25 protein-coding genes and 1 pseudogene are annotated in these 26,281 nt (G+C 68.4%); 13 read left to right on the forward strand and 13 right to left on the reverse strand.

Translation table 11 applies throughout. From position 1 onward, the window contains the following. Positions 1–25: 25 nt before the first annotated feature. The 3 genes from ACWEKS_RS03900 to ACWEKS_RS03910 form a co-directional block, all read right to left on the reverse strand. Entirely contained in the window at positions 26–3,229 is a 3,204-nt protein-coding gene (locus ACWEKS_RS03900) for a carboxyl transferase domain-containing protein (RefSeq protein ID WP_452338664.1), read from the reverse strand. 34 nt (positions 3,230–3,263) lie between these two features. Then, a complete protein-coding gene (locus tag ACWEKS_RS03905) occupies positions 3,264–3,668 on the reverse strand; it encodes a nuclear transport factor 2 family protein (protein ID WP_452338778.1) in 405 nt (134 codons plus the stop codon). Positions 3,669–4,281: 613 nt separating this feature from the next. Further along, complete coding sequence (locus ACWEKS_RS03910) at positions 4,282–5,397, reverse strand: CobW family GTP-binding protein (protein ID WP_452338665.1); 1,116 nt, start codon at positions 5,395–5,397, stop codon at positions 4,282–4,284. Between the two features lie 118 nt (positions 5,398–5,515). Between ACWEKS_RS03910 and ACWEKS_RS03915 the strand changes: the two genes are divergently transcribed. After that, positions 5,516–7,129, forward strand: a complete 1,614-nt coding sequence (locus ACWEKS_RS03915) for a helix-turn-helix domain-containing protein (RefSeq protein ID WP_452338666.1) — start codon at positions 5,516–5,518, stop codon at positions 7,127–7,129. Here ACWEKS_RS03915 and pucL read toward each other — a convergent pair. Beyond that, positions 7,111–8,031, reverse strand: a complete 921-nt coding sequence (pucL, locus tag ACWEKS_RS03920) for a factor-independent urate hydroxylase (RefSeq protein ID WP_452338667.1) — start codon at positions 8,029–8,031, stop codon at positions 7,111–7,113. The genes ACWEKS_RS03915 and pucL overlap by 19 nt on opposite strands. A gap of 184 nt (positions 8,032–8,215) precedes the next feature. Here pucL and ACWEKS_RS03925 point away from each other — a divergent pair, with 184 nt between their 5' ends. Beyond that, the gene (locus tag ACWEKS_RS03925) at positions 8,216–9,613 is read left to right on the forward strand and encodes a uracil-xanthine permease family protein (protein ID WP_452338668.1); all 1,398 of its coding nucleotides are present in this window, start codon (positions 8,216–8,218) and stop codon (positions 9,611–9,613) included. Between the two features lie 73 nt (positions 9,614–9,686). Here the strand turns inward: ACWEKS_RS03925 and ACWEKS_RS03930 are convergent, their stop codons facing one another. From ACWEKS_RS03930 to ACWEKS_RS03940, 3 genes are read right to left on the reverse strand one after another with little or no spacing between them, the layout of a single operon-like run. After that, complete coding sequence (locus ACWEKS_RS03930; protein ID WP_452338669.1) at positions 9,687–10,106, reverse strand: molybdenum cofactor biosynthesis protein MoaE; 420 nt, start codon at positions 10,104–10,106, stop codon at positions 9,687–9,689. Further along, positions 10,099–11,127 carry a bifunctional molybdenum cofactor biosynthesis protein MoaC/MoaB gene (moaCB, locus tag ACWEKS_RS03935; protein ID WP_452338670.1) on the reverse strand — a complete coding sequence of 343 codons (1,029 nt, stop codon included), beginning with the start codon at positions 11,125–11,127 and terminating at the stop codon, positions 10,099–10,101. Before moaCB ends, ACWEKS_RS03930 begins: the two co-directional genes overlap by 8 nt. A gap of 33 nt (positions 11,128–11,160) precedes the next feature. Next, positions 11,161–12,366, reverse strand: a complete 1,206-nt coding sequence (locus ACWEKS_RS03940) for a molybdopterin molybdotransferase MoeA (RefSeq protein WP_452338671.1) — start codon at positions 12,364–12,366, stop codon at positions 11,161–11,163. A gap of 107 nt (positions 12,367–12,473) precedes the next feature. On the opposite strand from ACWEKS_RS03940, the gene moaA reads away from it, so the two are divergent. The 3 genes from moaA to ACWEKS_RS03955 all read left to right on the forward strand — a co-directional run bounded on the left by moaA (position 12,474) and on the right by ACWEKS_RS03955 (position 14,257). Beyond that, a complete protein-coding gene (moaA, locus tag ACWEKS_RS03945) occupies positions 12,474–13,532 on the forward strand; it encodes a GTP 3',8-cyclase MoaA (protein WP_452338672.1) in 1,059 nt (352 codons plus the stop codon). Further along, entirely contained in the window at positions 13,525–13,767 is a 243-nt protein-coding gene (locus ACWEKS_RS03950; protein ID WP_354835084.1) for a MoaD/ThiS family protein, read from the forward strand. The genes moaA and ACWEKS_RS03950 overlap by 8 nt, the downstream gene beginning before the upstream one ends. Positions 13,768–13,858: 91 nt before the next feature. Further along, positions 13,859–14,257: a DUF1003 domain-containing protein gene (locus tag ACWEKS_RS03955; protein ID WP_379382304.1), complete on the forward strand. Its 399-nt coding sequence runs from the start codon at positions 13,859–13,861 to the stop codon at positions 14,255–14,257. Between the two features lie 72 nt (positions 14,258–14,329). Here the strand turns inward: ACWEKS_RS03955 and nadE are convergent, their stop codons facing one another. Beyond that, entirely contained in the window at positions 14,330–15,166 is an 837-nt protein-coding gene (gene nadE, locus ACWEKS_RS03960; RefSeq protein WP_452338673.1) for an ammonia-dependent NAD(+) synthetase, read from the reverse strand. 29 nt (positions 15,167–15,195) lie between these two features. Beyond that, positions 15,196–15,774: a TetR/AcrR family transcriptional regulator gene (locus tag ACWEKS_RS03965; RefSeq protein ID WP_354835348.1), complete on the reverse strand. Its 579-nt coding sequence runs from the start codon at positions 15,772–15,774 to the stop codon at positions 15,196–15,198. 210 nt (positions 15,775–15,984) lie between these two features. Between ACWEKS_RS03965 and ACWEKS_RS03970 the strand changes: the two genes are divergently transcribed. From ACWEKS_RS03970 to ACWEKS_RS04000, 7 genes and pseudogenes are all read left to right on the forward strand, one after another. Then, entirely contained in the window at positions 15,985–16,551 is a 567-nt protein-coding gene (locus ACWEKS_RS03970) for an NAD(P)H-dependent oxidoreductase (protein ID WP_452338674.1), read from the forward strand. A 158-nt stretch (positions 16,552–16,709) separates the two neighbouring features. Continuing rightward, a complete protein-coding gene (locus tag ACWEKS_RS03975) occupies positions 16,710–17,558 on the forward strand; it encodes a G1 family glutamic endopeptidase (RefSeq protein ID WP_452338675.1) in 849 nt (282 codons plus the stop codon). Positions 17,559–18,009: 451 nt separating this feature from the next. Next, positions 18,010–18,249 (forward strand): redoxin NrdH, encoded by a 240-nt coding sequence (locus ACWEKS_RS03980; protein ID WP_040860114.1) that lies wholly within the window; start codon positions 18,010–18,012, stop codon positions 18,247–18,249. 63 nt (positions 18,250–18,312) lie between these two features. Continuing rightward, complete coding sequence (nrdI, locus tag ACWEKS_RS03985) at positions 18,313–18,783, forward strand: class Ib ribonucleoside-diphosphate reductase assembly flavoprotein NrdI (RefSeq protein WP_452338676.1); 471 nt, start codon at positions 18,313–18,315, stop codon at positions 18,781–18,783. 59 nt (positions 18,784–18,842) lie between these two features. Then, complete coding sequence (gene nrdE / locus ACWEKS_RS03990) at positions 18,843–20,924, forward strand: class 1b ribonucleoside-diphosphate reductase subunit alpha (protein ID WP_452338779.1); 2,082 nt, start codon at positions 18,843–18,845, stop codon at positions 20,922–20,924. A gap of 77 nt (positions 20,925–21,001) precedes the next feature. Next, positions 21,002–21,967 (forward strand): DUF2332 domain-containing protein, encoded by a 966-nt coding sequence (locus tag ACWEKS_RS03995; RefSeq protein ID WP_452338677.1) that lies wholly within the window; start codon positions 21,002–21,004, stop codon positions 21,965–21,967. Between the two features lie 80 nt (positions 21,968–22,047). Next, positions 22,048–22,152 (forward strand): annotated as a pseudogene (locus ACWEKS_RS04000) (DUF222 domain-containing protein); the annotation flags it as partial. 47 nt (positions 22,153–22,199) lie between these two features. Here ACWEKS_RS04000 and ACWEKS_RS04005 read toward each other — a convergent pair. The 3 genes from ACWEKS_RS04005 to ACWEKS_RS04015 all read right to left on the reverse strand — a co-directional run bounded on the left by ACWEKS_RS04005 (position 22,200) and on the right by ACWEKS_RS04015 (position 24,202). Then, complete coding sequence (locus tag ACWEKS_RS04005; protein ID WP_452338783.1) at positions 22,200–22,559, reverse strand: HNH endonuclease signature motif containing protein; 360 nt, start codon at positions 22,557–22,559, stop codon at positions 22,200–22,202. A 77-nt stretch (positions 22,560–22,636) separates the two neighbouring features. Next, positions 22,637–23,224: a DUF222 domain-containing protein gene (locus ACWEKS_RS04010; RefSeq protein WP_452338678.1), complete on the reverse strand. Its 588-nt coding sequence runs from the start codon at positions 23,222–23,224 to the stop codon at positions 22,637–22,639. A 129-nt stretch (positions 23,225–23,353) separates the two neighbouring features. Continuing rightward, positions 23,354–24,202, reverse strand: coding sequence for an EamA family transporter (locus ACWEKS_RS04015; RefSeq protein WP_452338780.1), 849 nt, complete (start codon positions 24,200–24,202; stop codon positions 23,354–23,356). A 591-nt stretch (positions 24,203–24,793) separates the two neighbouring features. On the opposite strand from ACWEKS_RS04015, the gene ACWEKS_RS04020 reads away from it, so the two are divergent. Then, positions 24,794–25,804 (forward strand): alpha/beta hydrolase, encoded by a 1,011-nt coding sequence (locus tag ACWEKS_RS04020; RefSeq protein ID WP_452338679.1) that lies wholly within the window; start codon positions 24,794–24,796, stop codon positions 25,802–25,804. 36 nt (positions 25,805–25,840) lie between these two features. Here ACWEKS_RS04020 and ACWEKS_RS04025 read toward each other — a convergent pair whose 3' ends face one another. Continuing rightward, positions 25,841–26,083, reverse strand: a complete 243-nt coding sequence (locus ACWEKS_RS04025) for a hypothetical protein (protein ID WP_452338680.1) — start codon at positions 26,081–26,083, stop codon at positions 25,841–25,843. Positions 26,084–26,281: the final 198 nt, after the last annotated feature.

Consider the following 26,281-nt stretch of genomic DNA (forward strand, 5'->3'; position numbering starts at 1 on the left):
TGCCGGTTCACCGCGCGGAGTTCTCTCAGCGCAGGGTCCGCACCCAGCGCCGGGTGTCGGCCGGGTCTATGACGTCGTCGAGTTCGAGAACCGTTGCGGCGGTGAGGGCCTTGCCGCTGTCGTAGGCCGCCTGGACCAGTGCGTCGAAGGCGGCCTGCCGCTGCGCCGGATCCTCGATGGCGGCCAGCTCCTTGGCGAAGCCCAGGCGGACCGCGCCCTCCAGGCCCATGCCGCCGATCTCGCCGGTGGGCCAGGCGATCACGAAGCGGGGTGCGCGGAAGGAGCCCGCCGCCATGGCCTGTGCGCCCAGGCCGTAGCCCTTGCGCAGGATGACGGTGCCGAACGGCACGTCGAGGGCGGCGGCGTCGATGAACAGGCGGCTGAACTTGGTGACGGTGGCGTGCTCCTCGGCCTCGGGGCCGACCATGAAACCCGGTGTGTCGCAGAGGGACACGATGGGCAGGCCGTGAGCGCCGCAGAGCTGCAGAAAGGCGGACAGCTTGTCGGCCGCCGGTGCGTCGATGGCGCCGCCCAGGTGGTGGCAGTCGTTGGCGATCAGGCCGAAGGGGCGGCCCTCGACTCGGACCAGGGCGGTGACGATGCCGACACCCCAGTCCCGGCGCAGTTCCAGCACCGACCCGACATCCACGATGGCGTCGATGGCGGCGCGAATGTCGAAGGCGCGCAGCCGGTTCTCGGGTACCACGTGCCGGGCCAGGCGCGGGTCGGGTGCTTCCCACTCCGCGTCCGCCCCTTGGAAGTACGACAGGTAGCGGCGGGCGAGATCGACCGCCTCGGCTTCGTCGGCGGCGACGATGTGGACCACGCCATTGCGGCGCTGCACCTCGATCGGGCCGATGTCCTCGGGCGCGTACACGCCCAGTCCGCCGCCCTCGATCATGGCGGGGCCGCCCATGCCGATATTGGCGTCGGGGGTGGCGATCACGGCATCGCACATGCCCAGCAGGGCGGCGTTGCCGGCGAAGCAGCGGCCGGAGGCGATGCCGATGAGCGGTACGGTGCCCGACAGCGCGCCCATGGCGCGGAAGGTGGTGACGTCCAGGCCGGAGATGCCGCCGTGGTCGGTGTCGCCGGGCCGGCCGCCGCCGCCCTCGGTGAAGAAGACCACCGGAAGCCGTTGCTCGCGAGCCAGTTCCAGCATGCGGTCGGTCTTGGCGTGATTGCGCATGCCCTGGGTGCCGGCGAGCACGGTGTAGTCGTAGGACATGACCAGCGCGCGGGTGCGGTCCGGGCCGAAGCGGCCGGCATTGATGGTCGCCACGCCCGCGATCAGGCCGTCGGCGGGGGTGTTGGCGATCAGGTCCTCGAGGCTGCGGCGGCTGCGCTGGGCGGCGACCGCCAGCGCGCCGTATTCGACGAAGCTGCCGGGGTCGACCAGGTCGGTGATGTTCGCGCGGGCGGTGCGGCGGCCGAGCCGATGCCGCTTGGCGACCGCGGTCTCGCGCCGGGCGTCGAGGGTGATGGCGTGGCGGTCCAGCACCTCGGCGAGGTCGGTGCGCACCGAATCCAGGTCCACCACGGCCGATTCCGTGGCCGGGCCGTCGTGATCGGCGGCCACCCAGGTGACCAGGATGGTGTGCGGGTCGACCACGTCACCCGGTGCGACCGCGTGCCGCAGCACCCGCAGCGGTTCGGTCGCGCGCAGCACGTGCTGCATCTTCATGGCCTCCAGGACCGCGACCTCGGCTCCGGCGGCGAGAACCGTCCCGGGCTCGCAGAGCGAGACGACGGTGGCGCCCATCGGGGAGCGCAGGGCCTGTTCGTTTTCGTCCAGATCGAGCTCGGCGGCAGCGGCCTGCCGTACCGGCTGCGGTCCGGTCGGATCCTCGAAACCCTCTGCCCGGGAGCGCAGGTCGTCGAGGCGCTGCTCGAACCAGGCCGTGGTCACCGGGCCCGCGTCGCCGAGCTCGGCCAGCACGGCGCGCAGCAGGTGCAGGTTGGTGTCGACGCCGCTGATCACGGTCTCGGCCAGCGCGTCCGCACACCGTTGCAGCACGGCGCGGTACGACGGCGCGGACGCGATGATCTTCGCGAGCAGCGAATCGAACTGCACCCCTTGCCGCGTCCCGACCTGGGCGGCGGTGTCGACCCGCACGCCCGCGCCGGTCGGGGCGTCGAAGCGGCTGATCACGCCGGTGCTGGGCAGCACCGTGCCGTCGGCCGCGAGCAATTCGGCATTGACCCTCGCCTGCACGGCGTAGCCGCGGGTCTCGTTCTTGGGCAGGTCGAGTTCGGCCAGTGTGCGGCCCTGTGCCAGATCCAGTTGCAGCGCGACCAGATCCACGCCGGTCACCGCCTCGGTCACGGTGTGCTCGACCTGCAGGCGCGGATTCACCTCCAGGAACCAGACATTCGTGCCGTCCACCAGGAACTCCACGGTGATGACGCCCCGGCAGCCCACCGCCTCGGCGATCAGCACCGCCTCCCGGTGCACCCGATCCCGCACGGCCGCGGGCAGTTCCGGCGCGGGCGCGATCTCGATGAGCTTCTGCCGCCGGCGCTGCACGCTGCAATCGCGGTCGCCCAACGCCACCGCGCCGAGCCCGTCGGCCACCACCTGCACCTCGATGTGCCGCGCCCGGTCGAGCAGGGCTTCGGCGTAGACGCTGTCGTCGCCGAACCCGGCAAGGGCCTCGGCCCGGCAGCGTTCGACGGCCTCCGCCAGCAGCGCCGCCTCGGTCACGGGCCGCATGCCGCGGCCGCCGCCGCCCGCCGCGGCCTTCACCATGATGCCGCCGGGATGTGCGGCGAGCAGCGCGACGATCTCGTCCGTTCCGGCTCCGGCCCGGGTCGCGGGCAGCACCGCCGCCCCGGCCCGCGCGGCCGCATCGCGCGCCGCGACCTTGTCCCCGAAGATCCGCAGCGTGTCCGGTGCGGGCCCGACGAAGGTCAGCCCCGCCGCCGCGCAGGCCGCCGCGAACTCCGCACTCTCGCTGAGGAATCCGTACCCCGGGTGCACGAGCGCGCCCGGTCCGCAGGCCGCCGCGGCCCGCACCACGGATTCGACATCGAGGTATCCCGCCGCACCGCTGCCCGGCAGTACGAGCGCCCGGTCGGCCAGCCGGACCGCCAGACTTCCGCTGTCCTCGGCGGTGTGCAGCACCTCCGTCACATACCCGAGCTCCCGGGCCGTCCGCACCACCCGGACCGCGACCTCACCACGATTCGCCACCACAACTCGCACGCCGCCAGGCTCCACAACTCGCACGCCGCCAGGCTATGGCACGAATCACCCGGAACGGTCAGAACTTCGTGACGTAGCAGTCGTAGTTGCGTTGCTCGACGATCAATCCGTCCCGGATGGTGAGAAAGGTGGCGATCTCCGCCCGCATCTCCGAACCCGCGGCCAGCGCGCCCACCGGCACGGCCAGTACCCCGATCCAGGTGACCTCCAGAGCCACCTGATCGCCGGTGGCCGCGGCGTGGTGAAACTCGAACCGCTGCCGGCGAATCACCTGCTGCCCGCGTTCGGCCGCGGCCAGGATCTCGTCCAGATTCCGGGTCGCACCCTGCGGGACCAGCGCGTTCGGCAGCTCCCGCTGCACGACGTCCGGGTGGAAGTAGGCGGCCAGGGCCGCTCCGGTGGCGCCGGCCACGACGGCTCGGTGATAACGGACGGCCAGCTCGATATTCGGATGGTCGGGCATATCACTCACCGGGCCAGTCGAACATGGCGGCGAGGCCGGCGGGGGCTATGTTCGGGGCATGCATTGGGATCAGATGACGGCCACGCCGGGTGCGCTGCGGACGGCCGCGGCGCGGCTGCGGCGCGGGGTGGGGCAGCTGGAAATCCTGGCGGCCATCATCGAGGCGGCGGACGGGCCGTGGCTGGGGGCCATGGATTCCGATGGGCGGGGGACCGCCGAGCTGCGCATGCACCTGGCGGGGAAGTACCGGTTCACGGCGGTGGTGACCAGCGCCGGGAAACTGTCCCTGGCGGAACTGAATTCGCCCGGGCGCGGGAAGCGGGCAGAGCTGGTGCTGTCCACCAAGGCCGCCCAGCGCAAGGGCTGGGACGCGCCCAAGGACATGCCCAAGCCGCAGGAGTGGGTGGACTACGTGGTCGGGTGGGTCCAGGCCGCCAGCGCCGCCGTCGGCCGGCGGGACGTGGTGGAGTGGCTGCTCAGGGGCGCCGACCAGCGGCTGGCCGCCATGAACGACAGTGTCGAGACCATGCGGGCCGCCCTCGCCGAACGCGAGCAGATGCGGGACGAGCTGGCGGCCGAGGTCGCGGAGCTGCGGGCGGAACTCGAGGCGGAATCAGCCCTCGCCGACAAGCGCGTCGTCATCGGCGACGTAGCGCCAGACGGGGAGGAGGGCGTGGTCGTCGAGGGGGTCGCCGGCGAGATGGGCGGTGGCGCGGAGGCGGGCGGTGACGTCGCCGGCGTCGAGACCGGAGCCGATCAGGACCAGGTTGCTGACCCGGGGTTCGTGGCGGGTCCAGGCGGTGGGCTCGATGGTGATGTGGCGGCCGACCATGTGCAGCACGAACTTTCGCGGGTCGTCGGGGACGGCGAAGGCCAGCACGCCCTTGGCGCGGAACAGGCCGGCGGGCGGATCCTCCAGTAGCGCAATGAGTTCGCGCGGGTTCAGGTCCGTGTCGGAGGTGAAGGAGACGCTGTCGTAGTCGTCGTGCAGGTGCCGGTGGTCGCGGCAGTCCCCGCCGGGCTCGTGGCAGTGGTCTCGGTGCTGGTGGTGGTCTCCGCGCCCGTCATCCGTGTGCTCGTCGAGCAGTAGCTCGTCGAAGCTCAGCTGTTCACCGACACGCGGCCGGTTCGGTTCGCGGGTGGGGACGTCGAACAGCAGGCCCGGGTCGACGCGTCCGTGGCTGGTCGGATACACCGGGACCTGACCGACCAGGCCGGTGATCTCCGACCGCAGCCGCTCCAGCGCGGCCGGCTCGACGCGGTCGGCCTTGTTGAGTACGACCAGATCCGCCATGCGCAGATGGGTCGCGAGTTCCGGGTGCAGTTCGCGGCTCGCGGGGAAGTGCTCGGCGTCGACCACCTCGACCAGCCCGCCGTAGCGGATGCGCGGATTGTCGCTGTTCACCACCATGCGAATGAGATTGCGCGGCTCCGCCAGTCCGCTGGCCTCCACCACGATGACGTCGATCTTCTGCCTGGGATGTGCCAGCCGGTCGAACAGGTCGTCCAGTTCGCTGACATCCACCGCGCAGCACACGCACCCGTTGCCCAGCGAGACCATGGCGTCGACCTGCCCGGCCACCAGCATGGCGTCGATATTGACCGCGCCGAAGTCGTTGACCACCACCCCGATTCGCGTGCTCCGGGTCCGCAGCAGCCGGTTGAGCAGCGTCGTCTTCCCGGCGCCGAGGAATCCGGCCACGATCAGGACTGGAATGCGGCGGCTCACGGCGACCACCCTACCGACCGGCTGTGAGCCCGCCGCAGCATGCCGGAAACCGCGTGGAAATAACAGCCTCCTACCGTGACGGACTATCCGGACCGACCACGGGAGGTGCGCTGTGCGGGTGCGCGACATTCTCGATGCGCCGCAGTTGCGGATGCGGCTGCTGCACGGGGACGCGGGGGAACTGGATCGGCCGGTCGCCAGGGTCTGTGCGACGGACATGCCCGACCCCCGGCCCTTCGTGACACCGGGTGCGCTGGTGTGTACCGGATTGGTGTGGCGGCAGCAGGCGACGGACGCGGACCGCTATGTGGGCCTGCTGGCGGGAGCCGGGGTAGCCGGCGTGGTGGCCGGGCAGGCGCTGCACGGGCACGTGCCCGAGGATGTGGTCGAGGCCTGCCGCCGGCACGGATTGCCGCTGCTGTCCGCACCGCAGAGCGTGCCGTTCAGCCGGATCATCGAATACCTGGCCGAGCAGGCGGCGGAGGTGCGCTGGCGGCGGGTGCAATCGCGCGCCGACCGGCAGCGCAGACTGCTGACCGCGGTCGCCGCCGGGACGAGCATCGAGACCCTGGTCGCGGATTTCGCGGCGGAACAGCGGGTTTCGGCCTGGATCCTGACCTCGACCGGGACGGTCATCGCCGGCACCGAGGACCTGGCCGAGCCGGACATCGATCGCATCGTCGCCACCTCGCTCACCGCGCCGCGCCTGCCCGCGGTCACCACCGGCGCGATGCGAGTCCTCCAGGTCGGTGCGGGCGACCGCATTACCGCCTGGTACCTGGTGATCCGCCCGTCAGCCCCGGAACTCGACCCGTTCGGCGCGGATCTGGCGGCCGTGGCGGAGCTGTATCGGCAGCGTCGCGCCGACCGGCAGCACCTGGATTGGGAACTGGCCGATCGCTTCCCGGTGCCGTTCGCCGAACGGGCGGACCGGTGCGAGGTGGCCCTCGTCTGCGAGGTCCACGCCACCGACGGGCTGACCGGCCCGGGATCGAAACCGGATGTGCCGCAGCGCCGATCGCTGTCCGGGGGTGTCGCGGGCGCCATCGAACGGGCGGGAGCACCGGCTCACGCTGCGGGACCTGTGGCACCGCGGCAGGTTTCGAGCTGGGCCGATTCGTCCGCCGGACTGCTGGCCGTACGTGCGGCTCTGCACGACGCCCTGCCGGATATCGCCACATCGATCGACCGCGAAGGCAGGCTGGTCGGCGTGACGGCCGGAACCCAGGACGGCATCGCGGCCACCGTGGTCCGCCGTCTCGGGCGAATCGCACCGGCGCTCACCGAGATTCGGCTCGCGGTCGGCGTGAGCGCCCGGCAGCCGGACGAGACCCTGGCGGGTGCGATCGGCGCGGCGGCCGCCGCCGCCACCGCGGCCCGCGACGACACGGCCCCGGTCAGCCTGCGGGTGGCGGATATCGATTCGGCCGTCGGCCTGCTCACCGCGGTGCCCGGCGGTCTCCAGCGGCGATTCGCCGAACGGGTACTGGGTCCGGTGCTGGAGTACGACCGGCGGCACGGGGCCGGACTGCTGGAGACGCTGGCGGTGTTTCTCGGGTGCGAAGGCTCGTGGCGGCAGGCGGCCGATCGAATGCACCTGCACCTCAATACCGTTCGCTATCGGATCGGCCGGATCGAGGAGCTCACCGGGCGCGATCTCGGGCGGCTCGACGATCGGCTGGATCTGTATCTGGCGGTGCGCACGCTGGCCGGTCAGACCGCGCCGGTGTAGGGATCCCAGGCGGTTCCGGCGTCCGGGGCGCCCTCGCGCAGCACACTCGCCTGGATCAGGCCGTAGGGGCGGTCGTCGGCGTGGAAGACCTCGCCCTGGTTCGGGACCCCGAAACGGTCTGTGTCATAGGCGAAGTGGTGTTTGTTGGGGGCCGACATGCGGAGCTCCGCCAGGCACGGATACGCCGTCAGCGCCGCCCGGCCCATCTCGAACAGGGTCTGCTGCAAGGCCTTCGAGTGCAGGGTCGCGAAGGTCTCGACCATGACGGCGCGGATCCCGTGGTAGGCGGCATCCCAGTCCGAGGGTGGGGTGGCGAAGCGCCAGCGGGCGATCAGGCTGGTGGCCAGGATCCGGTCGTAGGCGGGTTCGAGGACGGTGAACGGGTCTTCGAGGAAACCCGCGAACTCCGAACCCGTGGACTTGAGGATCACCAGATCCTTGACGCCCCCGATCACCCACTCGCGGCGGTCCGTACCGGTCCCGCTCACGGTGGCCGCCGCGATCCGCACCTCCGGCCCCACCCGCGTCCAGGTGTGGCCGTGCCCGCTGCCGCCGACCGGAACCCGTTGCCACGCATACTCTTCGATCTCGAGACGCGCCGAATCCACGGGCCCGATGTCGTCGACGAAATGCCGGGCCAGTGCCAGCCCGTACTCCTCGATGCTGCCGTCGCCGTGGCTCTTGGCGTAGGTGTAGATGGTCTGCTTCTGCGAATCCGTCGGCAGCACCGTGCCCTGATCGCCGACGGTGTGCGCGTCGTCGAACGCGCCACGCAGGCACGAGGACACGTTCAGGTCCCGGATCTCGTGCCGGGCGGTGTCGCGGTAGATGCGCACCACCCGGTTCTCGGCCTTGCCGTACTGGTGCGGGCCGAGCACGATCCGGCCGCCGGCTTCGCTCATGGTCGCCTCCCGTCGTCGCTGATCACTGTGCCCCACTGTGACGGACGGGAGCCGCCGCACACGCTGGTTCCGAGGACAAAACGCCGTACTCCGCACCCGGGACGTTTGGGCAAATCGGACAAAGCCCCGCGGTGCCGGCGCTGCCTAGCCTGACGATCAACCGACCCGGAAGGAAGACAGGGCCATGCCTTCGCTCGATCCCGTCGACACGACTTCGCCCCATGCCGTCGACACGCGGCTGCCGTGGCATCGGCTGCTGGCGTTCGGAATTCAGCACGTGCTGATCATGTACACCGGGTGTGTCACGGTGCCTTTGGTTTTCGGTGCGGCCGCCGGGCTCGACACGTCCACCGTCGCCCTGCTGATCAGCGCGGACCTGCTGGTGGCGGGCGTCATCACCATGGTGCAGAGCCTCGGGCTGGGCCGGTTCGCCGGCGCGCGGCTGCCGATCGTCACCGGCGCGACCTTCGTGGCCATGAGCCCGATGATCCTGATCACCAAGGATTACGGGCTCCAGGCGATGTACGGATCCATGCTGCTGGGCGGCGTGATCGGGATGGCCCTGGCGTGGCCGTTCGCTTCGATCGTGCGGTTCTTCCCGCCGCTGGTGAGCGGGACCGTGCTGACCGTGGTCGGCATTTCGCTGATCGGAGTGGCGGGCGGCCTGATCGTGGGCAGTGATCCCAAGGCGTCCACCTTCGCAGCGCCCTCACATATCGCACTGGCCGCGGCGGTGCTGATCGTCGCGCTGGTGTGCACGGTGCTCGGGCGGGGAGTGTGGTCGCAGCTGGGTGTGCTGATCGCGTTGATCGTCGGCATCGTCATCGCCGTCCCCATGGGTCTGATCGAACTCGACGGCGTCTCCCGGGCGGCATGGCTCGGCGCACCCCATCCCTTCCACTTCGGCGCGCCGCAGTTCCCGGTCACGGCGGTGGTGGCCATGACCATCGTGATGGCCGTCGTCTTCGCCGAATCCACCGCGAGCATGCTGGCCATCGGCGAGATCACCGGAAAGCCGTTGACCCGAGCCGATCTGGCGCGCGGCCTGATCGGCGACGGACTCTCGGCGGTTTTGGCCGGTGTCCTGAACTCGTTCGTGGACACCATCTTCAACCAGAATGTCGGCGCGGTCGCCAACACCCGCGTGCACAGCCGCTATGTGACGGCGGTCAGTGGTGCGATTCTGGTTGTCCTGGGCCTGGTTCCGCGCTTCGGCGCGCTGGTCGCCGCCGTCCCCCAGCCGGTCGTCGGCGGCGTCGGCCTGGTGCTGTTCGCGACCATCGCGGTGATCGGCGTGGACACCCTTCGCAAGGCCGACCTCTCCGATCGCGTGAACCTCACCCTCATTGCCGTCTCGGTCGGCGTCGGCCTGGTCCCGGTCCTGACCAAGGGGATGTTCGACAAATTCCCGTCCTCGGCCCAGATCCTGCTCAACAGCGGCATCAGCCTCGCCGCCGCAACGGCTTTCACCCTGAACCTCGTCTTCAACCACACCGGACTCGGCGAAATGGCGCGGGGCGCATGGAATCCCGCGCCGGCGACCGCCGACCCCGATGCCCCTGACGCGGTACCCGCCACCTGAGCCCCCCTCCTCATCGGGGAGACCGAAGCCGTGGATTCCGTCCGGGATCCGCGGCTTCGGTTTGCCGGCCCGATCAGCCGCAGGCGTTGACCCATTCCGAGAGGCCGTCGGTGAACAACTGGCGCTTCCAGATGGGGACCTCGTGCTTGATGCGGTCGACCAGTGCGGCGCAGGTGGTGAAGGCTTCGGCGCGGTGGGGCGCGGCGACGGCGACGACGATCGCGAGGTCTCCGATGGTCAGGGGGCCGACGCGGTGCACGGCCGCCACCGGCAGTCCGGAGGACTCCGCGACTTCCGTGCACACCTTGCGCAGGAACTCCTCGGCCTGCGGGTGCGCCGAGTACTCCAGCGCCGAAACCGATTGCCCGCCATCGTGATCGCGCACCTTGCCGGTGAACACCACGATGCCGCCGTGCTCCGGCCCGCTCACCGCCTGCTCCACCTCGGCCGGGTCCAGCGCCTGATCGCTGATCCGGGCCAGCAGTTCACTCATGGCTGCCTCCTCCGGCCACCTGGGCCAGCAGATGTTCGAGAAGCGGTGTCAGTACGGCCATGCCGTCCTTCACCCCGCCCGGCGAACCGGGCAGATTGACGATCACGGTGCGTCCGGCCAGGCCGGCCACACCCCGGCTGAGCGCGGCGAGCGGGAACTTGGCGGTGCCCGCCTGGCGGATGGCATCGGCCACGCCCGGCAGCTCCCGATCGAGCAGAGCCAGCGTCGCCTCCGGGGTGGCGTCGGTGGGGGAGGCCCCCGTGCCGCCGGTGCTGATGACCAGATCCGGCTCGGTGGACAGTGCGTCCGCGAGGCCGAAGGCGATATCCGCGTCCGCGAACACCAGCGGCCCGCGCACCGAGAAGCCCTGCGCGCCCAGCCATTCGGTCAGGGCGGGGCCGGTGGTGTCCTCGCGGCTACCGGCGGCGACCCCGGTCGAAGCGACCACGACGGTGGCCGTCCGGCCCACGCCCGCGAGTGGAGTCGTTGCAGCAGCGGTCTTTTCGTGCTTCTCGTGCCGGTGGCGGTGCTCGCCGTGGTGGATCTCGGCCTCCGGCCGCACCCAATGTCCGTGCTTCCCACCCTCTTTGGTGATCAGCCGCACCCCGTTCAGGGTGGCCGCCGGATCCACCGCCTTCACCATGTCGTGCAGCGTGAGGCCCGCGACCGCGACCGCGGTCAGCGCCTCCATCTCGACGCCGGTCGGCCCCTTGGTCTTGGCGCTCGCCTCGATGGTGATGGTGGTGTCGGTGAAACCGAAGTTCACGGTCACCGACGACAGCGCCAGCTGATGGCACAGCGGAATCAGCTCGGCGGTCTTCTTCGCGCCGTTGATCCCGGCGATGCGCGCGGTGCTGAGCACATCGGCCTTGGGCATGTCGTCGGCGCGGACCAGCCGGACGACCTCGGCGGTGGTCTGCAGCTCGCCCGCGGCGACCGCGATGCGCGCGGTGTCGGCCTTCGCGCTCACATCGACCATGCGGGCGCGACCTTCACGGTCGACATGCGACAACTCACTCATGACAACCACCTTGGCACAGCGAGAACGTGTCGTTCACAGCGGCCGGACCTCGACAATCGTGCCCGCCGGCAGCTCGGTCGCGGTCGCCGGAACATCGATGAGGACATCGGCGTGGGCCATGGCGGCGATCAGATGCGACCCCTGACCCGACACCAGCGCCACCCCGCCCTCGGCGAGCTTGCCGCGCAGGAACTGCCGCTTCCCGGCGGGGGAGCGGACCGGTTCCAGCAGCGGCAGTTCGGAAATCGGCAGCGCGGGCAGGCCCGCCAGCTCGCGCAGGATGGGACGGGCGAAGACCTCGAAGGACACCATGGTGCTCACCGGATTGCCCGGGAAGCTCAGCACCGGCACCCCGTCCACCATGCTCAGCCCCTGCGGGCCGCCGGGTTGCATTGCCACCGAGCCGAATTCGCCGCCCCGCGCCGACAGCACCTCCTTGACGACCTCGAAGTCGCCCATGGAGACGCCGCCGGAGGTGAACACCACATCGGCCTGCGCCACGGCCTCGGCCAGCCGGGCCCGGAACTCGTCGTGGTCGTCGGTCGAATGCGCCACCGACACCACCTCGACCCCGTTGTCGGTGAGGGCCGCGGCCAGTGCGATGCCGTTCGAGTTGAAGATCTGGCCGGGCAGCAGGGTCGCCCCGGCGGGCCGCAGTTCGTCACCGGTGGTGAGGACCGCCGCGTACACGGGTCGCCGCACCGGCAGTTCGCCCAGCCCGACCGCCGCCAGCGCCGCGATGTGCCGGGGCCGGAGCAGGGTGCCCGCGGCCGCCAGCAACTGCCCGGCGCGCACGTCGGTGCCCGGCTCGCGTACGAAATCGCCACTGGCACGGCTGGTTCGGATCGTCACGGTGACGCCGTCGGACTCGGTGTGCTCCACCGGCACCACGCAGTCCGCCCCGGGCGGCACAGGTGCGCCGGTCATCACCTTGACGGCGCTGCCCGCGGGCAGCGCCAGCTGCTCGGTGTGCCCGGCCGCCACCACGCCGACCAGCGGCAGGGTTGCGGGGACGATGGCCACCGACTCCGCGAGCACCGCGTACCCGTCCATGGCCGAGTTCCGGAACACCGGCAGATCCAGGGGCGCGTACACATCCACGGCCAGCCGCCGCCCCAGCGCCCGGTCCATCGGCACCGTCTCGGCAGCGCGTCCGGCCAGCGGCCGGAGTACATCCTCGATGCGTCGGCGGTGGTCGTCGACGGGTCGGGCCGGGGCTAGCGCGTGCCGGGAACTCATGCCGGTGAGCCTATACGCGGGTGGATCCTCCAGGCCGTGACCGGCTGTTCGCCGGGCTCGCCTCGTAGGAATCTACGAACACTTGCGGTCCCGGCAATAATGGTGCAATGACCGTGGTCGCGATGGGTATGCCCGCTGTGCGAACCGGGCGGCCCGCGATGGACGGACGCCCGGACACGCCCCTGCTGCTGGACCGTTTCGGCCGGGTCGCGCGGGACCTGCGGGTATCCATTACCGAGAAGTGCTCGCTGCGCTGCACCTACTGCATGCCGGAGGAGGGCCTGCCGCCCATCCCCGCCGACGAGCTGCTCTCCACCGAGGAGATCGTGCGCCTGGTGACGCTCGCGGTCCGCGAACTGGGCGTGCACGAGGTGCGATTCACCGGTGGCGAACCGCTCATGCGGCGCGATCTGGAAAGCATCATCGCCGGTTGCCATGCGGCACTGCCGGATACGCCGCTCGCCATGACCACCAATGGCGTCGGGCTCGAGCATCGGGCGCGCGGGCTGGCCGCGGCCGGGCTGCGGCGCATCAATGTCTCGCTCGACACCGTGGACCGCGACGGCTTCCACCGGCTCACCCGCCGGGATCGCCTCGATTCGGTGCTGGCCGGGATCCGCGCCGCCATCGCGGCCGGGCTCGCCCCGCTCAAGGTGAACGCGGTGCTCATGCGCGAAACCCTGGACGGCGCGGCCGATCTGCTGCAGTGGTGCCTGGACGAGGGCGCGGAGCTGCGGTTCATCGAGGAGATGCCGCTGGACGCGGACCATGAGTGGGCGCGCGCCAATATGATCACCGCCGCCGAACTCCTCGACGTGCTCGGCACCCGCTTCGAGCTGACCGAGACCGGCCGCGAGGATCCGTCCGCGCCCGCCGAACGCTGGCTGGTCGACGGCGGCCCGGCCACCGTCGGCATCATCGCCTCGGTGACCCGCAAGTTCTGCGCCGACTGCGACCGCACCCGCCTGACCGCCGACGGCCGGATCCGCTCCTGCCTGTTCAGCGATCAGGAGTACGACATTCGCGGCGCGCTGCGGTCCGGCGCGACCGACGCCGATATCGCCGGACTGTGGCGTGGCGCCATGTGGAACAAATCGGCCGGGCACGGCATCGACGCCGCCGGCTTCGTCCCGCCCGAACGAACGATGGGAGCCATCGGTGGTTGAGGTCCGCTATTTCGCCGCGATCGCCGATGCGGTCGGCAAGGAGAAGGAAACCCTGGACCTGCCGTCCGGGGCCACCGTCGCCGACCTGCGCACCACCCTCTCGGCGGTCTACGGCCCGAAGCTGGACCCCATGCTGAAGGTCTGCGCCTACCTCATCGGCGACGAACTCACCCGCGACGCCGCCACCCCGCTCTCCCCGCGCGTGGACGTGCTGCCCCCGTTCGCGGGCGGCTGACCTGTGGCGCGGCGCCGCGCCTCCGTGAATTTCACTGCCGGGCGCTAACATTCGCCGGTCCCCGCACGCCCTCGCCAGGAGACCGATCCGAATGACGCACGCCCCCCGGCCCCAGCACCCCGCCGTCGCGAAAGTGCGGCAGGATCGTGCCGCCAGTCTCCAGCTGCGCGTTGCCGACTGGATCACGAAGTTCGCGGGCTCGATGCCCTTCGTCTACATCCACGCGATCGGCTTCGCGGTGTGGATGATCTTCCTCGAGAAGAGCCCCTGGCCCACCCTGACCCTGGTGGTCTCCCTGGAAGCGATCTTCCTGTCCACCTTCGTCATGATCGGCCAGAACCGCCAGGCCGATTTCCAGCAGGCCAAGGCCGATCACGATTTCCGGGAACAGGAACTCGAGCTCAAGACCAATACCGAACTGACCCGGGCCATTCACGCCATGACGGCCGAACTGCACCGCCGCCTCATCGAGGACGCGGATCAGAAATGAGCAGCGCCCGCTGCTCGATTCACAGATGTGCCCGCGGCGCCTGAGCGCGGCGGGCACGAGGTCCGGAGTGGGCTACTTCCACCAGGTGTCGAGCGGGGTCACCGGGACGGTGCGCTTGTGGCGGGTGTTCCGGAAGATGGTCTCGACCCGCTCGGAGACCTCGGGGGCGACGGGCTTGCCCTCGAGGTAGTCGTCGATCTGGGAGTACGCGAGGCCCAGGGCTTCCTCGTCGGGAAGGGAGGGGCGATCGTCCTCGAGGTCGGCCGTCGGAACCTTCTGCCAGACGCTCGGCGGTGCGCCGAGTTCCTGGAGCAGTGCCGCGCCCTGACGCTTGGTGAGACCGGTCAGCGGGGTGATGTCGACGCCACCGTCGCCGTACTTGGTGAAGAAGCCGGTGACCGCTTCGGCGGCGTGGTCGGTGCCGACGACCAGCATATTGAGCTGACCCGCGATGGCGTACTGCAGCAGCATGCGTTCGCGGGCTTTGATATTGCCGCGCACGAAGTCTCGCAGGCGGGGCTCCTCGTGCAGTTCCACGATGCCGAGGGCGGCTTCTCCGGCGGCGGCGTCCGCGCTGGGCTTGACGTTCACCACGACCGACCGATCGGGCTGAATGAACCGCAGGGCGATCTGGGCGTCTTCCTCGTCGAACTGGATACCGTAGGGCAGGCGCGCGGCCACGAAGGTGGCGTCGTGGCCCTCGGCGCGCAGTTCCTCGGCGGCCAGTTGGCACAGGCGGCCGGTGAGGGTGGAGTCCTGGCCGCCGCTGATGCCGAGCACGAAACCGGTCGCGGGCGTGGAGCGCAGATAATCCTTGAGGAAGTCGATGCGCCGCCGCACTTCGGTTTTCGGTTCGATGTCCGGCAGGACGCCCAATTCGGCGATGATCTGTGCGCGCAGGTTCCCCATGGCCACACTGTACTGAACGGCCGGCGGCTCTATTGACCGACGGGAGCGGTCACCTGCCGGACCAGGTGTTCCCAGTGATCGCCCACCTGGTCCAGGGTGTAGCGCAGTTCGCGGATCTGGTGCAGCACCAGCCCGGCGTCCAGGCTGGCCAGCAGCGTGTCGGCGGTCAGCGAGATGTCGCCGGGCGCGCCGGCCTGCCGGAGCAGCAGGGCGACATGGGTTTTCGCGATGTTGTAGGGCGGGCCGGAGTACTGCCCGCCGATGTCGGCGTTCTTGCGCACGTCGCCCTCCACCTCGACCAGGGCCAGGCGCGCGCGCCCGAAGGCGATCAGCCGCTCCACGGGCGGCGCGCCCGGGCCCAGCGGCGGTGGCCCGAACATGTAGGCCCACTGGAGTTTCTGATCGGATTGGTCGAGCAGTGCCAGCATGAGCCCGGCCCGATTGCCGAAGCGCCGGAACACCGTGCCCTTGCCGACGCCGGCCAGCTTGGCGACCGCGTCCATGGTGACGCCGTCCGCGCCGCACTGGCGGACCAGCTGTTCGGCGGCGTCGAGCAGCAGCTGCCGGTTGCGGGCGGCGTCGCTGCGCTCATGGCTGCTGCCGGGCATGAGCAGCGGCACCGAGTGCGCGGGAGGCCGCTGCGTGCCGACGGGTTCGATCGGCAGCGCGATGCTCGGCAGGGCCGGAACGACCTCATCCGGTGAGGTGTCGCGTGTCACAGGCTGTCTGCTCCTACCCGGGAATGTAAGCGGACTGCAGTCCGGTTACAGTCTATCGAAAGTTCCGCTGCTGAATCAGTAACCCTTGGAGTGATCATCATGTCGCAGACCCGCATTCTCGTTCTGGTCGGCAGCCTCCGCGCCGCGTCGATCAACCGCCGCCTCGCCGAGGCCGCCGCGAAGGCCGCCCCGGAGGGCGTCGAGCTCGCGATCTACGAGGGCCTCGGTGAGATTCCTTTCTACAACGAGGACATCGACGCCGAGGGCAAGGTCCCGGCGACTGCGCAGGCGCTGCGTGACGCCGTCGGCGCCGCCGACGCCCTGCTGCTGGTGACCCCCGAATACAACGGCACCCTGCCGGCCGTGCTGAAGAACGCCATCGACTGGGCCTCCCGTCCGTACGGCGCCGGCGCGCTCAAGGATTTCCCGGCCGCGGTCATCTCCGCGTCCATCAGCCCGAACGCCGCCAAGTGGTCGCACGACGACGCCGTCAAGGCGCTCGGCGTGGCCGGTGCGAAGGTGGTCGAGGAGGCGTCGCTGAACTTCGGCGTCATCGGCCAGCGCTTCGGTGAGACCCACCCGGCCGACGATGCGGAGGCCCTGACCCAGCTGGCCGCCACCGTGCACCTGCTGGCGGAGACCACTCAGGCGCGGGTCAACGCTTGACAGTTTGGGCAAACGCCCGGCACACGCAGTGATTACTCGCTGAATTCAGCGCAAGGCCACGGCTTTTCAGCCGTGGCCTATAGCTTTTCCCGGACAAATCGGGCTACCGTCACACCATGAAGCTATCAACGGGCAACACTCTGTTAGGCCGTTGTTTCATGGCGGTTACCCTGGCCGTCTCCGCCGCCTCGGTGGTGGTCAATGCCGCCGACGCGGCGGCCGAGTCGTATGTCCGTCTCTACCTCGGCAACTGGGCCGGATACGTGGTGCGGGGGGAGTTCCGGGAGGTGAGCGCCACCTGGGTGCAGCCGCGGGTGGACTGTCTCGATCCGGGCATCCTGCAGCGCGTGGTGCCCTGGGTGGGATTGAACGGCGCCGCCGGGCTCGACGGCCAGGTCGCACTCCCGCTCGTCCAGACCGGCGTCGAATCCCTGTGCGCCAGTGACGTGGCCGTGTACGCGGCCCTGCCGGGTCTGCAGGTCGAATCCGCCGCCGCGGGCCTGGCGTACGCCGATCCGGATCTGGCCGGGACGGTCATGAACGCCGGGGGCAAGCTGTCCGACCTGCTGGGCGCGGCCGCGGACGGCCTGTGCTCGCTCGGTCTCTTCGGTGGTTCCTGCACCCCCGATACGCAGGTCGACGGCTGGTGGGAGCGCTACCCCGACGCGCCGGTGAGTTACGACGACGTGGTGGTCCGGCCGGGCGACATCATGCATTCGGTGGTCAGCTGGGACAACGGGCGCTACGTCATGACGTTGGAGAACCGCACCGCGAAGTGGTCCCGCACCACGGTCTCCGCCTCTTCCGTGCCCGCCCACACCGCGGAGATCATCGTCGAGGGCCATCTCAGCGGCGCGTTGCCCGGTTTCGAACCGATCACCTTCACCGACATCACCATCGACGGTCTGCCCCTGGCGGCCTACGACGCCGAGGCCTACGGGATCGCGGCCACCAATCGGTTGCTGACGCCCGGTCCGATCGACGGCACGTCCTTCACCATCCGGTAGAGCGGGCGAAACGCCGCGACATGCCGAGCGGACCGGGGGACCCTGGAGTTGGGGGCAGGACTCGGCGGGGTGGCAAACCGGGTGGTCGCTCGAGTCTGCTGTGACTCGTGGGATGGGTGTTGATCAGCGGTGATGGTGTGTTTGCTGGAAATGAACTGAATGTCGAAATTGTGATGTGCGTCGCAGTCGTGTCGAGTTGCGAATCGAGTGTCCAGGTACTTACGACACCGGAATTTCACCTTTGTGAGTCGCAACATGTCGTGTTGTATGAATCTGTCGGCCACTAGGTGTAGTGTCTTGGGAGCTGGAAGGCCACTAGGTGAACACCTCGAAGTTCACCGAGCGACCAGGGGCTTCGGTTCCACTTCCAGGGGTTTGCGCACTTACTACGTGGATCTTGTTTGAGCCGTGCACTGCAGACAGATCAAAGGCTAAGGAGAAGGGGATACCAATGACCATCACCGTTTACACCAAGCCCGCTTGTGTCCAGTGCAACGCCACGTACCGCGCCCTCGACAAGGCTGGTGTCGACTACAGCGTCATCGACATCTCCGAGAACCCCGAAGCCCGCGACTACGTCATGGCCCTGGGCTACCTGCAGGCCCCCGTCGTCGTCGCCGGTGACGATCACTGGTCCGGCTTCCGTCCGGACCGCATCAAGGCTCTGGCCGACATCGTCGCCGTCGCCTGACGCCGCGCCGCCGGTCAGGGCCGGCGGCCTCCTGCAGGTTCGTCCGAATCGAAAGGAGGGGAGATGGCCGAGATGTCCAGCGCGACACCGAATCTGGTCTACTTCTCGAGCGCTTCGGAGAACACGCACCGCTTTGTCGAACGACTGGGCCTGCCCGCCGTTCGCATACCGCTTCACACCGCCGACTCGCTTCGCGTCGACCAACCCTTCGTGCTGATCGTCCCCACCTACGGGGGTGGTCGGCACGTTTTGGGTGGGCAGCGATCCGACAGGGAATTCGTGCCGCGCCAGGTGGCCAAGTTCCTCAACGACCCGCACAACCGCGCCCTGCTGCGCGGCGTGATCGCGAGCGGCAACACGAACTTCGGCGATACGTACTGCTATGCGGGAGAAGTGATCTCACGTAAGGCAGGGGTCCCGTACCTGTATCGCTTCGAACTCATGGGAACTGCCGAGGACGTCGAGCGCGTCCGAGAGGGATTGGGATTGTTTTGGCAACGACAACAGCACCGGTCGGAAAGACTGCCCGCGTAGAGCGCCCGGTCAGCGGCGACTCCGCGACCGAGGGACTGGACTATCACGCCCTCAACGCGATGCTGAACCTGTACGGCCCCAACGGCGAGATCCAATTCGACAAGGACCGGGAAGCCGCGCACCAGTACTTCCTGCAGCACGTCAACCAGAACACGGTCTTCTTCCACAATCTGGAGGAGAAGCTCGACTACCTGGTGCGCGAGAACTACTACGAGACCGAGGTGCTCGACCAGTACTCCCGTGAGTTCGTCAAGCAGCTGTTCAAGCAGGCGTACGCCAAGAAGTTCCGGTTCCCGACCTTCCTCGGCGCGTTCAAGTACTACACCTCGTACACGCTGAAGACCTTCGACGGCAAGCGCTACCTGGAGCGTTTCGAGGACCGCGTGTGCATGGTGGCCCTGGCCCTGGCCGCCGGTGACGAGACCCTGGCGCGCGAGCTGGTCGAGGAGATCATGGGCGGCCGCTTCCAGCCGGCCACCCCCACCTTCCTCAACTCGGGCAAGCAGCAGCGCGGCGAGCCGGTGTCCTGTTTCCTGCTCCGCATCGAAGACAATATGGAGTCGATCGGCCGCTCCATCAACTCCGCCCTGCAGCTGTCCAAGCGCGGCGGCGGTGTTGCCCTGTTGCTCAGCAATATTCGTGAGGCCGGTGCGCCGATCAAGAAGATCGAGAACCAGTCCTCCGGTGTCATCCCGATCATGAAGCTGCTGGAGGACTCGTTCTCCTACGCCAACCAGTTGGGTGCGCGGCAGGGCGCGGGTGCGGTGTACCTGCACGCGCACCACCCCGACATCTACCGGTTCCTGGACACCAAGCGGGAGAATGCGGACGAGAAGATCCGTATCAAGACGCTGTCGCTGGGTGTGGTGATTCCGGACATCACCTTCGAGCTGGCGAAGAAGAACGAGGACATGTACCTGTTCTCGCCGTACGACGTGGAGCGCATCTACGGTGTGCCGTTCGCCGACATCAATGTGACCGAGAAGTACTACGAGATGGTCGACGACAAGCGGATCCGCAAGTCGAAGATCAAGGCTCGCGAGTTCTTCCAGACCATCGCCGAGCTGCAGTTCGAGTCGGGCTACCCGTACATCATGTACGAGGACACCGTGAACCGGGCCAACCCGATCGCGGGCAAGATCACCCACTCCAACCTGTGCTCGGAGATCCTGCAGGTCTCCACCGCGTCGGAGTTCAACGACGACCTGTCCTACGCCAAGGTGGGCAAGGACATCTCGTGCAACCTGGGTTCGCTGAACATCGCCAAGACCATGGACTCGCCGGACCTCGGCAAGTCGGTCGAGGTCGCGATTCGCGCGCTGACCGCAGTGTCGGACCAGACCCACATCTATTCGGTGCCCTCGATCGAGCAGGGCAACAACGAGTCCCACGCCATCGGCCTGGGCCAGATGAACCTGCACGGCTACCTGGCGCGCGAGCGGGTCCACTACGGCTCCGAAGAGGGCGTGGACTTCACCAACATCTACTTCTACACGATCGCCTACCACGCGATCCGCGCCTCGAATCTGATTGCGATGGAGCGGGGTTCGGCGTTCGGCGGCTTCGCCGACTCGAAGTACGCCAGCGGCGAGTTCTTCGACAAGTACACCGACCAGGCGTGGGAGCCCAAGACCGACCGCGTCGCCCAGATCTTCGCCGACGCCGGCGTCCACATCCCCACCCAGGACGACTGGCGCGCGCTGAAGGCGTCGGTCATGGAGCACGGCATCTACAACCAGAACCTGCAGGCGGTCCCGCCGACCGGCTCGATCTCCTACATCAACCACTCCACCAGCTCCATCCACCCGGTGGCGTCCAAGATCGAGATCCGCAAGGAAGGCAAGATCGGCCGCGTCTACTACCCGGCCCCCTACCTGACCAACGACAACCTCGAATACTTCGAGGACGCCTACGACATCGGCTACGAGAAGATCATCGACACCTATGCCGCGGCGACGCAGCACGTCGACCAGGGCCTGTCCCTGACCCTGTTCTTCAAGGACAGCGCCACCACCCGCGACGTCAACCGGGCCCAGATCTACGCCTGGCGCAAGGGCATCAAGACCCTGTACTACATCCGCATCCGCCAGATGGCCCTGGAAGGAACCGAAGTCGAGGGCTGCGTGAGCTGCATGCTCTGACAGGTGCTATCGATAAGGGCGTCCCGGCAACTGCCGCGGACGCCCTTTTTCGTGAAAGCCGATGTGGGGGAGGCAGGATGGAAACCGCCGATCGATACCGGGCATTCGCCGAGAAGGAGGTGCGGGGCTACTCGCCCTGCTACGAGCACTGGTGCCTCGGAATTGCCGGGGATACCGAGCTTCTCGCCCTCATCGACACCCTGCCCGTACACAAGCGCCAGCCCAACCTGATCCTCGGCGCGGCCCGCTACCTGGGCGTGACGGTGGGGCCGTTCGAGGAGTTCAAGGACTTCCTGATCACCAACTGGCCCGGGGTCCGGGATGTCGCCCTGGCCCGTCGCACCCAGACCAACGAGGTGGGCCGGACCGCGACGCTGCTGCCGCTGCTCGCCCGGCATGGCTCGGATCCAGTGGCGCTCATAGAATTCGGTGCCTCTGCCGGACTGTGCCTGTACCCCGACCGGTACAGCTACTCCTACGACGACCGCCCCACCCTCGACCCACGAGACGGGCGCTCCACCGTCGTCCTGCCATGCGCCACCACCGGCAACCCGCCACTGCCCACCGAACTACCGAACGTCGTGCACCGCGCGGGTATCGACCTCAACCCGCTCGATGTCCGGGATCCCGAGGACATGCGCTGGCTGGAATCTCTCGTCTGGCCCGAACAGCGAAACCGCCTGGACCGCTTGCGCAATGCCGCCGCCATCGCTCGGGAGAACCCGCCGCATCTGGTGCGGGGCGATCTCAGCAATGCCCTGGCGGACCTGGTCCACGAGGCTCCCTCCGATATACCCGTCATCGTTTTCGGTAGTGCTGTCCTGCTCTATCTGGCCCGCGCCGATCGTGCGGCTTTCCCGGCCATGATGCGAGAGCTTCCATGTGAGTGGATTACCAATGAGCCGCCGGGAGTAGTTGATTTCGGCACCGATGTGCTCCCGGCTGGACCGGCAGACGTGCATCTAGTACTTGCATCGAACGGCGTTCCGATGGCGTATACGCGCCCGCACGGGCAGAGCCTCGACTGGTTCGGGAATTGCTGAAAGACAAAGGACCAGAAGACAAAAGCCAAAGAACCAAAACCCAAAGAGACAAACGACAAAGATGCCTGGAGGGGAGAGCGTTGGAAGCGGCCGCCAAGCGTGACACCCGCACCCCCGCGCAACGCAACCATGACGCGCTGGTGGCGTTCCTGCGCCCGGAAATGGGCCCGACCAAACTCGGCAAGCACCGCGGCCTGGGCGACCCCGGCGGCGGCTTCGACCTCGGCCAGGCTCATGGTGATGATCGTGGAGACCGGCCGGCGTGGGCCCATTCGGTGATGTGGTGCACGGCGGTCATGGTGGCCGGAGCATTGCAGCCGGGGCGGGTGCAGCCGCGTTCGGTGGCGATCAACGCCAGCCGCTGCGCCGAGTTCGCCAGCCGCTCACTGCGTCCCAGGTGCAATGGCATGCCCGCGTGGTCGAAGATGGCGAGGAACGGCTTGGACTGTTGCGCCAACCGCAACACCTCCTCCAGGGGACGGTGCCGCCGGAGGCGGTGGTGCCCCACCGACATCGACAACCTCACCTTGGCCTGCGATGCCTGCCACGCGATGATCCACGACGGGCCCGGCGGCTGGAAAACCGTTGTCATGCCCCCGGATTCCGAACACGCCGGGCGGACAGGGTGGATCGCGCCACCACATATCGACCCGACCCGCACCCCGCAAGTCAACGACCGCCACCACGCCGGGGAGTTGATGGCCGCCAAGCTGGCCCAGATCCGCGACCGCACCCGCCCACCGCTGCGATGGTGGTCACGCCCCTAACCCCCGGTCGAGCCTCACCGAAGGTGAGGCCCTCCGGGATGCCTGCACCGCCCGCGGCCTCGGCCACCACGCCGCAGGCGTCGACACTCTCGGGGATCCGGTCCATGATCTTGCCGATCATGCGTGCCGAATCCACCGACACCAAACCGATTTCCTGCATCGCAGCGGTCCAGGTCAGCCACGGCTCCAACACCCGACCGGCTTCTTGGCGCACACCCAGCAACTGCGCGGCGTTGCATCGCGCGCGGGCTTCGGCGTGTCCCAGGCGCAGGGTTTGAGCCAGGAATGTCGAAGTCTGTCTCACGCTCGCTTTTTCGGGCAGGTTCCGGTTCTCGACCTCACGAATCAGTTTGTGTTCGAACGCGGCCATGCGACGGCGGTGGCTTTCCCATTCCCGCATCACGTCCAGCAGGTCGTCGTCACCGATCGGTCCCAGCGGATCCTGAATCAGCACATCGAGCGCGTCACCCACCACACCGACCGCGCCCACCGCGGTGATGTCGTCGATGATCTGCCCACCCCAATTCATACCCCCATTCTACCGCCCGAAGATCATTCAAGGAATTCGAATTGTCCAGTATCGCAACATAATTCGCTAAACACCCCCCCGGCGTCTATTTTAAGTCGGTAATCCAATGACCACCGTTCCTGTTAATACACTTGCGATCCCGATCGCACCTTGTCGAGAAATCCTTTCGTCGAGCAGGATTCGGCTGAGAATCGCGCCAACGACAATGCTGGATTCTCGAACGCTGGCCACGACCGCCACCGGCAGCTGGGTCATGGCGATCAGTGTCAGACCGAAGGCTCCGAGCATTGCCGCACCACCCATCGCGGTGAGGGGAAGCGGGCGCAGAGAGAGCGTGCCGGCGTGGTCGCCGCGGGCTATGTCCTTGACCTTCAGGGCAATTCCGGAGCCGCCCATGACCGTGACGAGGTAGGGAATGGGTGCGGCGTGATGAACGCCCACACCGTCGAAGAGTGTGTAGGAGGCTACGCAGCAGCCGATTGTGAGACCCCACAAGACGGATCGGCGGCCGCCGGTGATGCCCGGAGCGGCCGGCCGGGCTCGGGAGAGGGCGATCAGCAGGACGCCGGAGGCGATGAAGGCCACGCCCAGCCAGCGGGTCCATCCGATGGTCGTCCCGAGGATGGCGGAGGCGGTGACGACCAGGACCGGGGAACTGCCGCGCACGATCGGGTAGACCTCGCCGACCGGGGCGGTGGCGTAGGCCTGCTCGAGCAGTGCGAAGTAGATGGTGCTGAAGCAGATCGAGGCGGCGGCGAAGGGGAGGGCGTAGAGCTCGAAGTGCCAGGTGGCCACGGCGATCGGGAGGAAGAGCAGGCCGCCCGCGATGAGCATGTCGGCGGTGGAGGAGATGGGCCGGTCGCTACGGCGGAGCCGGCCCAGGGCGACGTTCCAGCCCGCGTGCAGGAAGACGGAGACCGCCAGGATCGGATATCCCATCGACTGCACGCGTGATCTTCCTCTCGATTGCATCGAAGCCGGCTCGGGTAGCGGTCCAGATGGTCTAGACCAAACAATCCGGTACGAACCTAGCCCGGCGGCAATGTGCTGGTCAACGTGATTCTCGAGGTGAAAACGGCTGGTTGACAACGCGTTTCGGGGGATTGACGAGCAGGCGACGCGGCGGGGATAACCGCTGCTGTGGCCGATCCCACGACCGCGCCGCCCAGTGTTGTGAACTCTCCAGAACGTGGCTCGCGCCCTGCCGATCACGGTTCAAGCCTGGTTAGGCTCGCCGTGATTCGGGTATCGAATCACCGAACTGCGCGGGCGATGCCGGAATCGGAATCGCATCAGGACTCCCGTTTTTGGAGGTGAGTAAGAAGTCCTCTCCTGCCCCCGCATGCCGAGGACTGCTTGTTCGAGACATGTACTGCCGGTGCAGTCGCAACTGCACTCCCATCGGATGAAGACCCACCGAGCGGCCAACCTCGCACCCGCTCGGTGGGTTCTTCGGATATCACGCACTGCGTGAGGAGTTAGCTTGTCGCACAACATGATTCGGATGAATCCCGATATGGGAGCGGAGTCGTGAGGTCCCGGGCCGCCGCCGGGGTCGCGGTGGCGCTGGCGATACTCGCGTGCCCGCCGCTGGGCGCGACCGCCCATGCCGGAATGCCGTACCGGGCCGCGTCCCCGGCCGATGTGACCCGGGTGCATCAGTTCGGCCCGAACTGGGAGCGAGTGGAGGTCACCTCGGCTGCCATGGGCCGCAACGTCGCCCTCGATGTGCTGCACGGCTCCGGCGCGGGCCCCCGGCCCACCCTCTATCTGCTGGACGGGGTGGACGCCGAGGGCGTATCCGACTGGCTGACCAAGGGGCATGCGGCGGAATTCTTCGCGGACAAGCCCGTCGACGTGGTCCTGCCCGCGGGCGCGACCGGCAGCATGTACACCGACTGGCTGCATGCCGACGCCGCGCTCGGCTGGAACCGCTGGGAGACCTTCCTGACCGCCGAGCTACCCGGCGCCATCGAGCCCTATCTGCACTCCGACGGCCGCCGGGCCATCGCGGGCGTCTCGATGGGTGCGCAGGGCGCGATGATGCTCGCCCACCGTCACCCCGGCTTCTACCGCGCCGTCGCCGGATTGAGCGGCTGCTACTCGACCATCGACCCTTCCGGCAGTGCGATCACCGCGCTCACCGTCGCCTCACGCGGCGGCAACATCATGAACCTGTGGGGCCCGCCCGGCACCTTCGACTGGCTGATCCACGACAGCACCGTCTGGGCGGAAGCCCTGCGCGGCACCGTGATCTACCTGTCGGCCGCCTCCGGTCTCCCGGGCCTGCCCGATCTGGCCCAGGTGCTGAAGTCGCCCGACATCCCGGCCGCCCTGGAGGCCGCCGGGGGCGGCGTGGTGCTGGAGGCCGGCGCCCGCGTCTGCACCGAGCATTTCGCGAATCGACTGAGCGACTTGCGAATTCCCGCCACCGTGCACTACGAGCCGACCGGAATTCACGCCTGGGAGGACTTCTCCGCCGAGCTGGGCCCGGCCTGGGATACCCTCGCCACCGCGTTCGCCCCGCCCTCCGGGCGGTAATCGCACCGCCCGAATGCATGTGGGGCGCACGGTATCTCAGTGCCGGAATCCGTAGCGTGGCAGTCGGCGCAGTCCCGGCCGGATCCGGCTGTCCACCGTCACGGCGAGTCCGGCATGCACGGCCGCCACGGTGAAGTCCGACGCCTCTTTCCAGGTGGCCGCGTATTCCATGGTGAGCTCGGCCCCTTCGTCGGGCCCGCCCAGGTACACCGTGACGCGATGGGTGAGCGCCTCCCCGCTGCTGTCGAACAGAACCTTGCCTTCGGTGATGCCGGCCATGCGTGCTGCTCCTCGAATAGTGGCGGGGAGACACGCGAGCCGACACCTGCGGCGGCTGCGCGTCTCTGTAACCGAAAGTAACCGGATTGTTTTGCACGGGAACGTGTTCCGATTCGACCTTGGAAATGTCACAAGCGCCGCGCGAGGGTAGTTGTTACGCGTTGGAACAGAAATGTTGGCACCCCAGACTGGACACGC

This window comes from Nocardia sp. NPDC004711 (assembly GCF_053601595.1).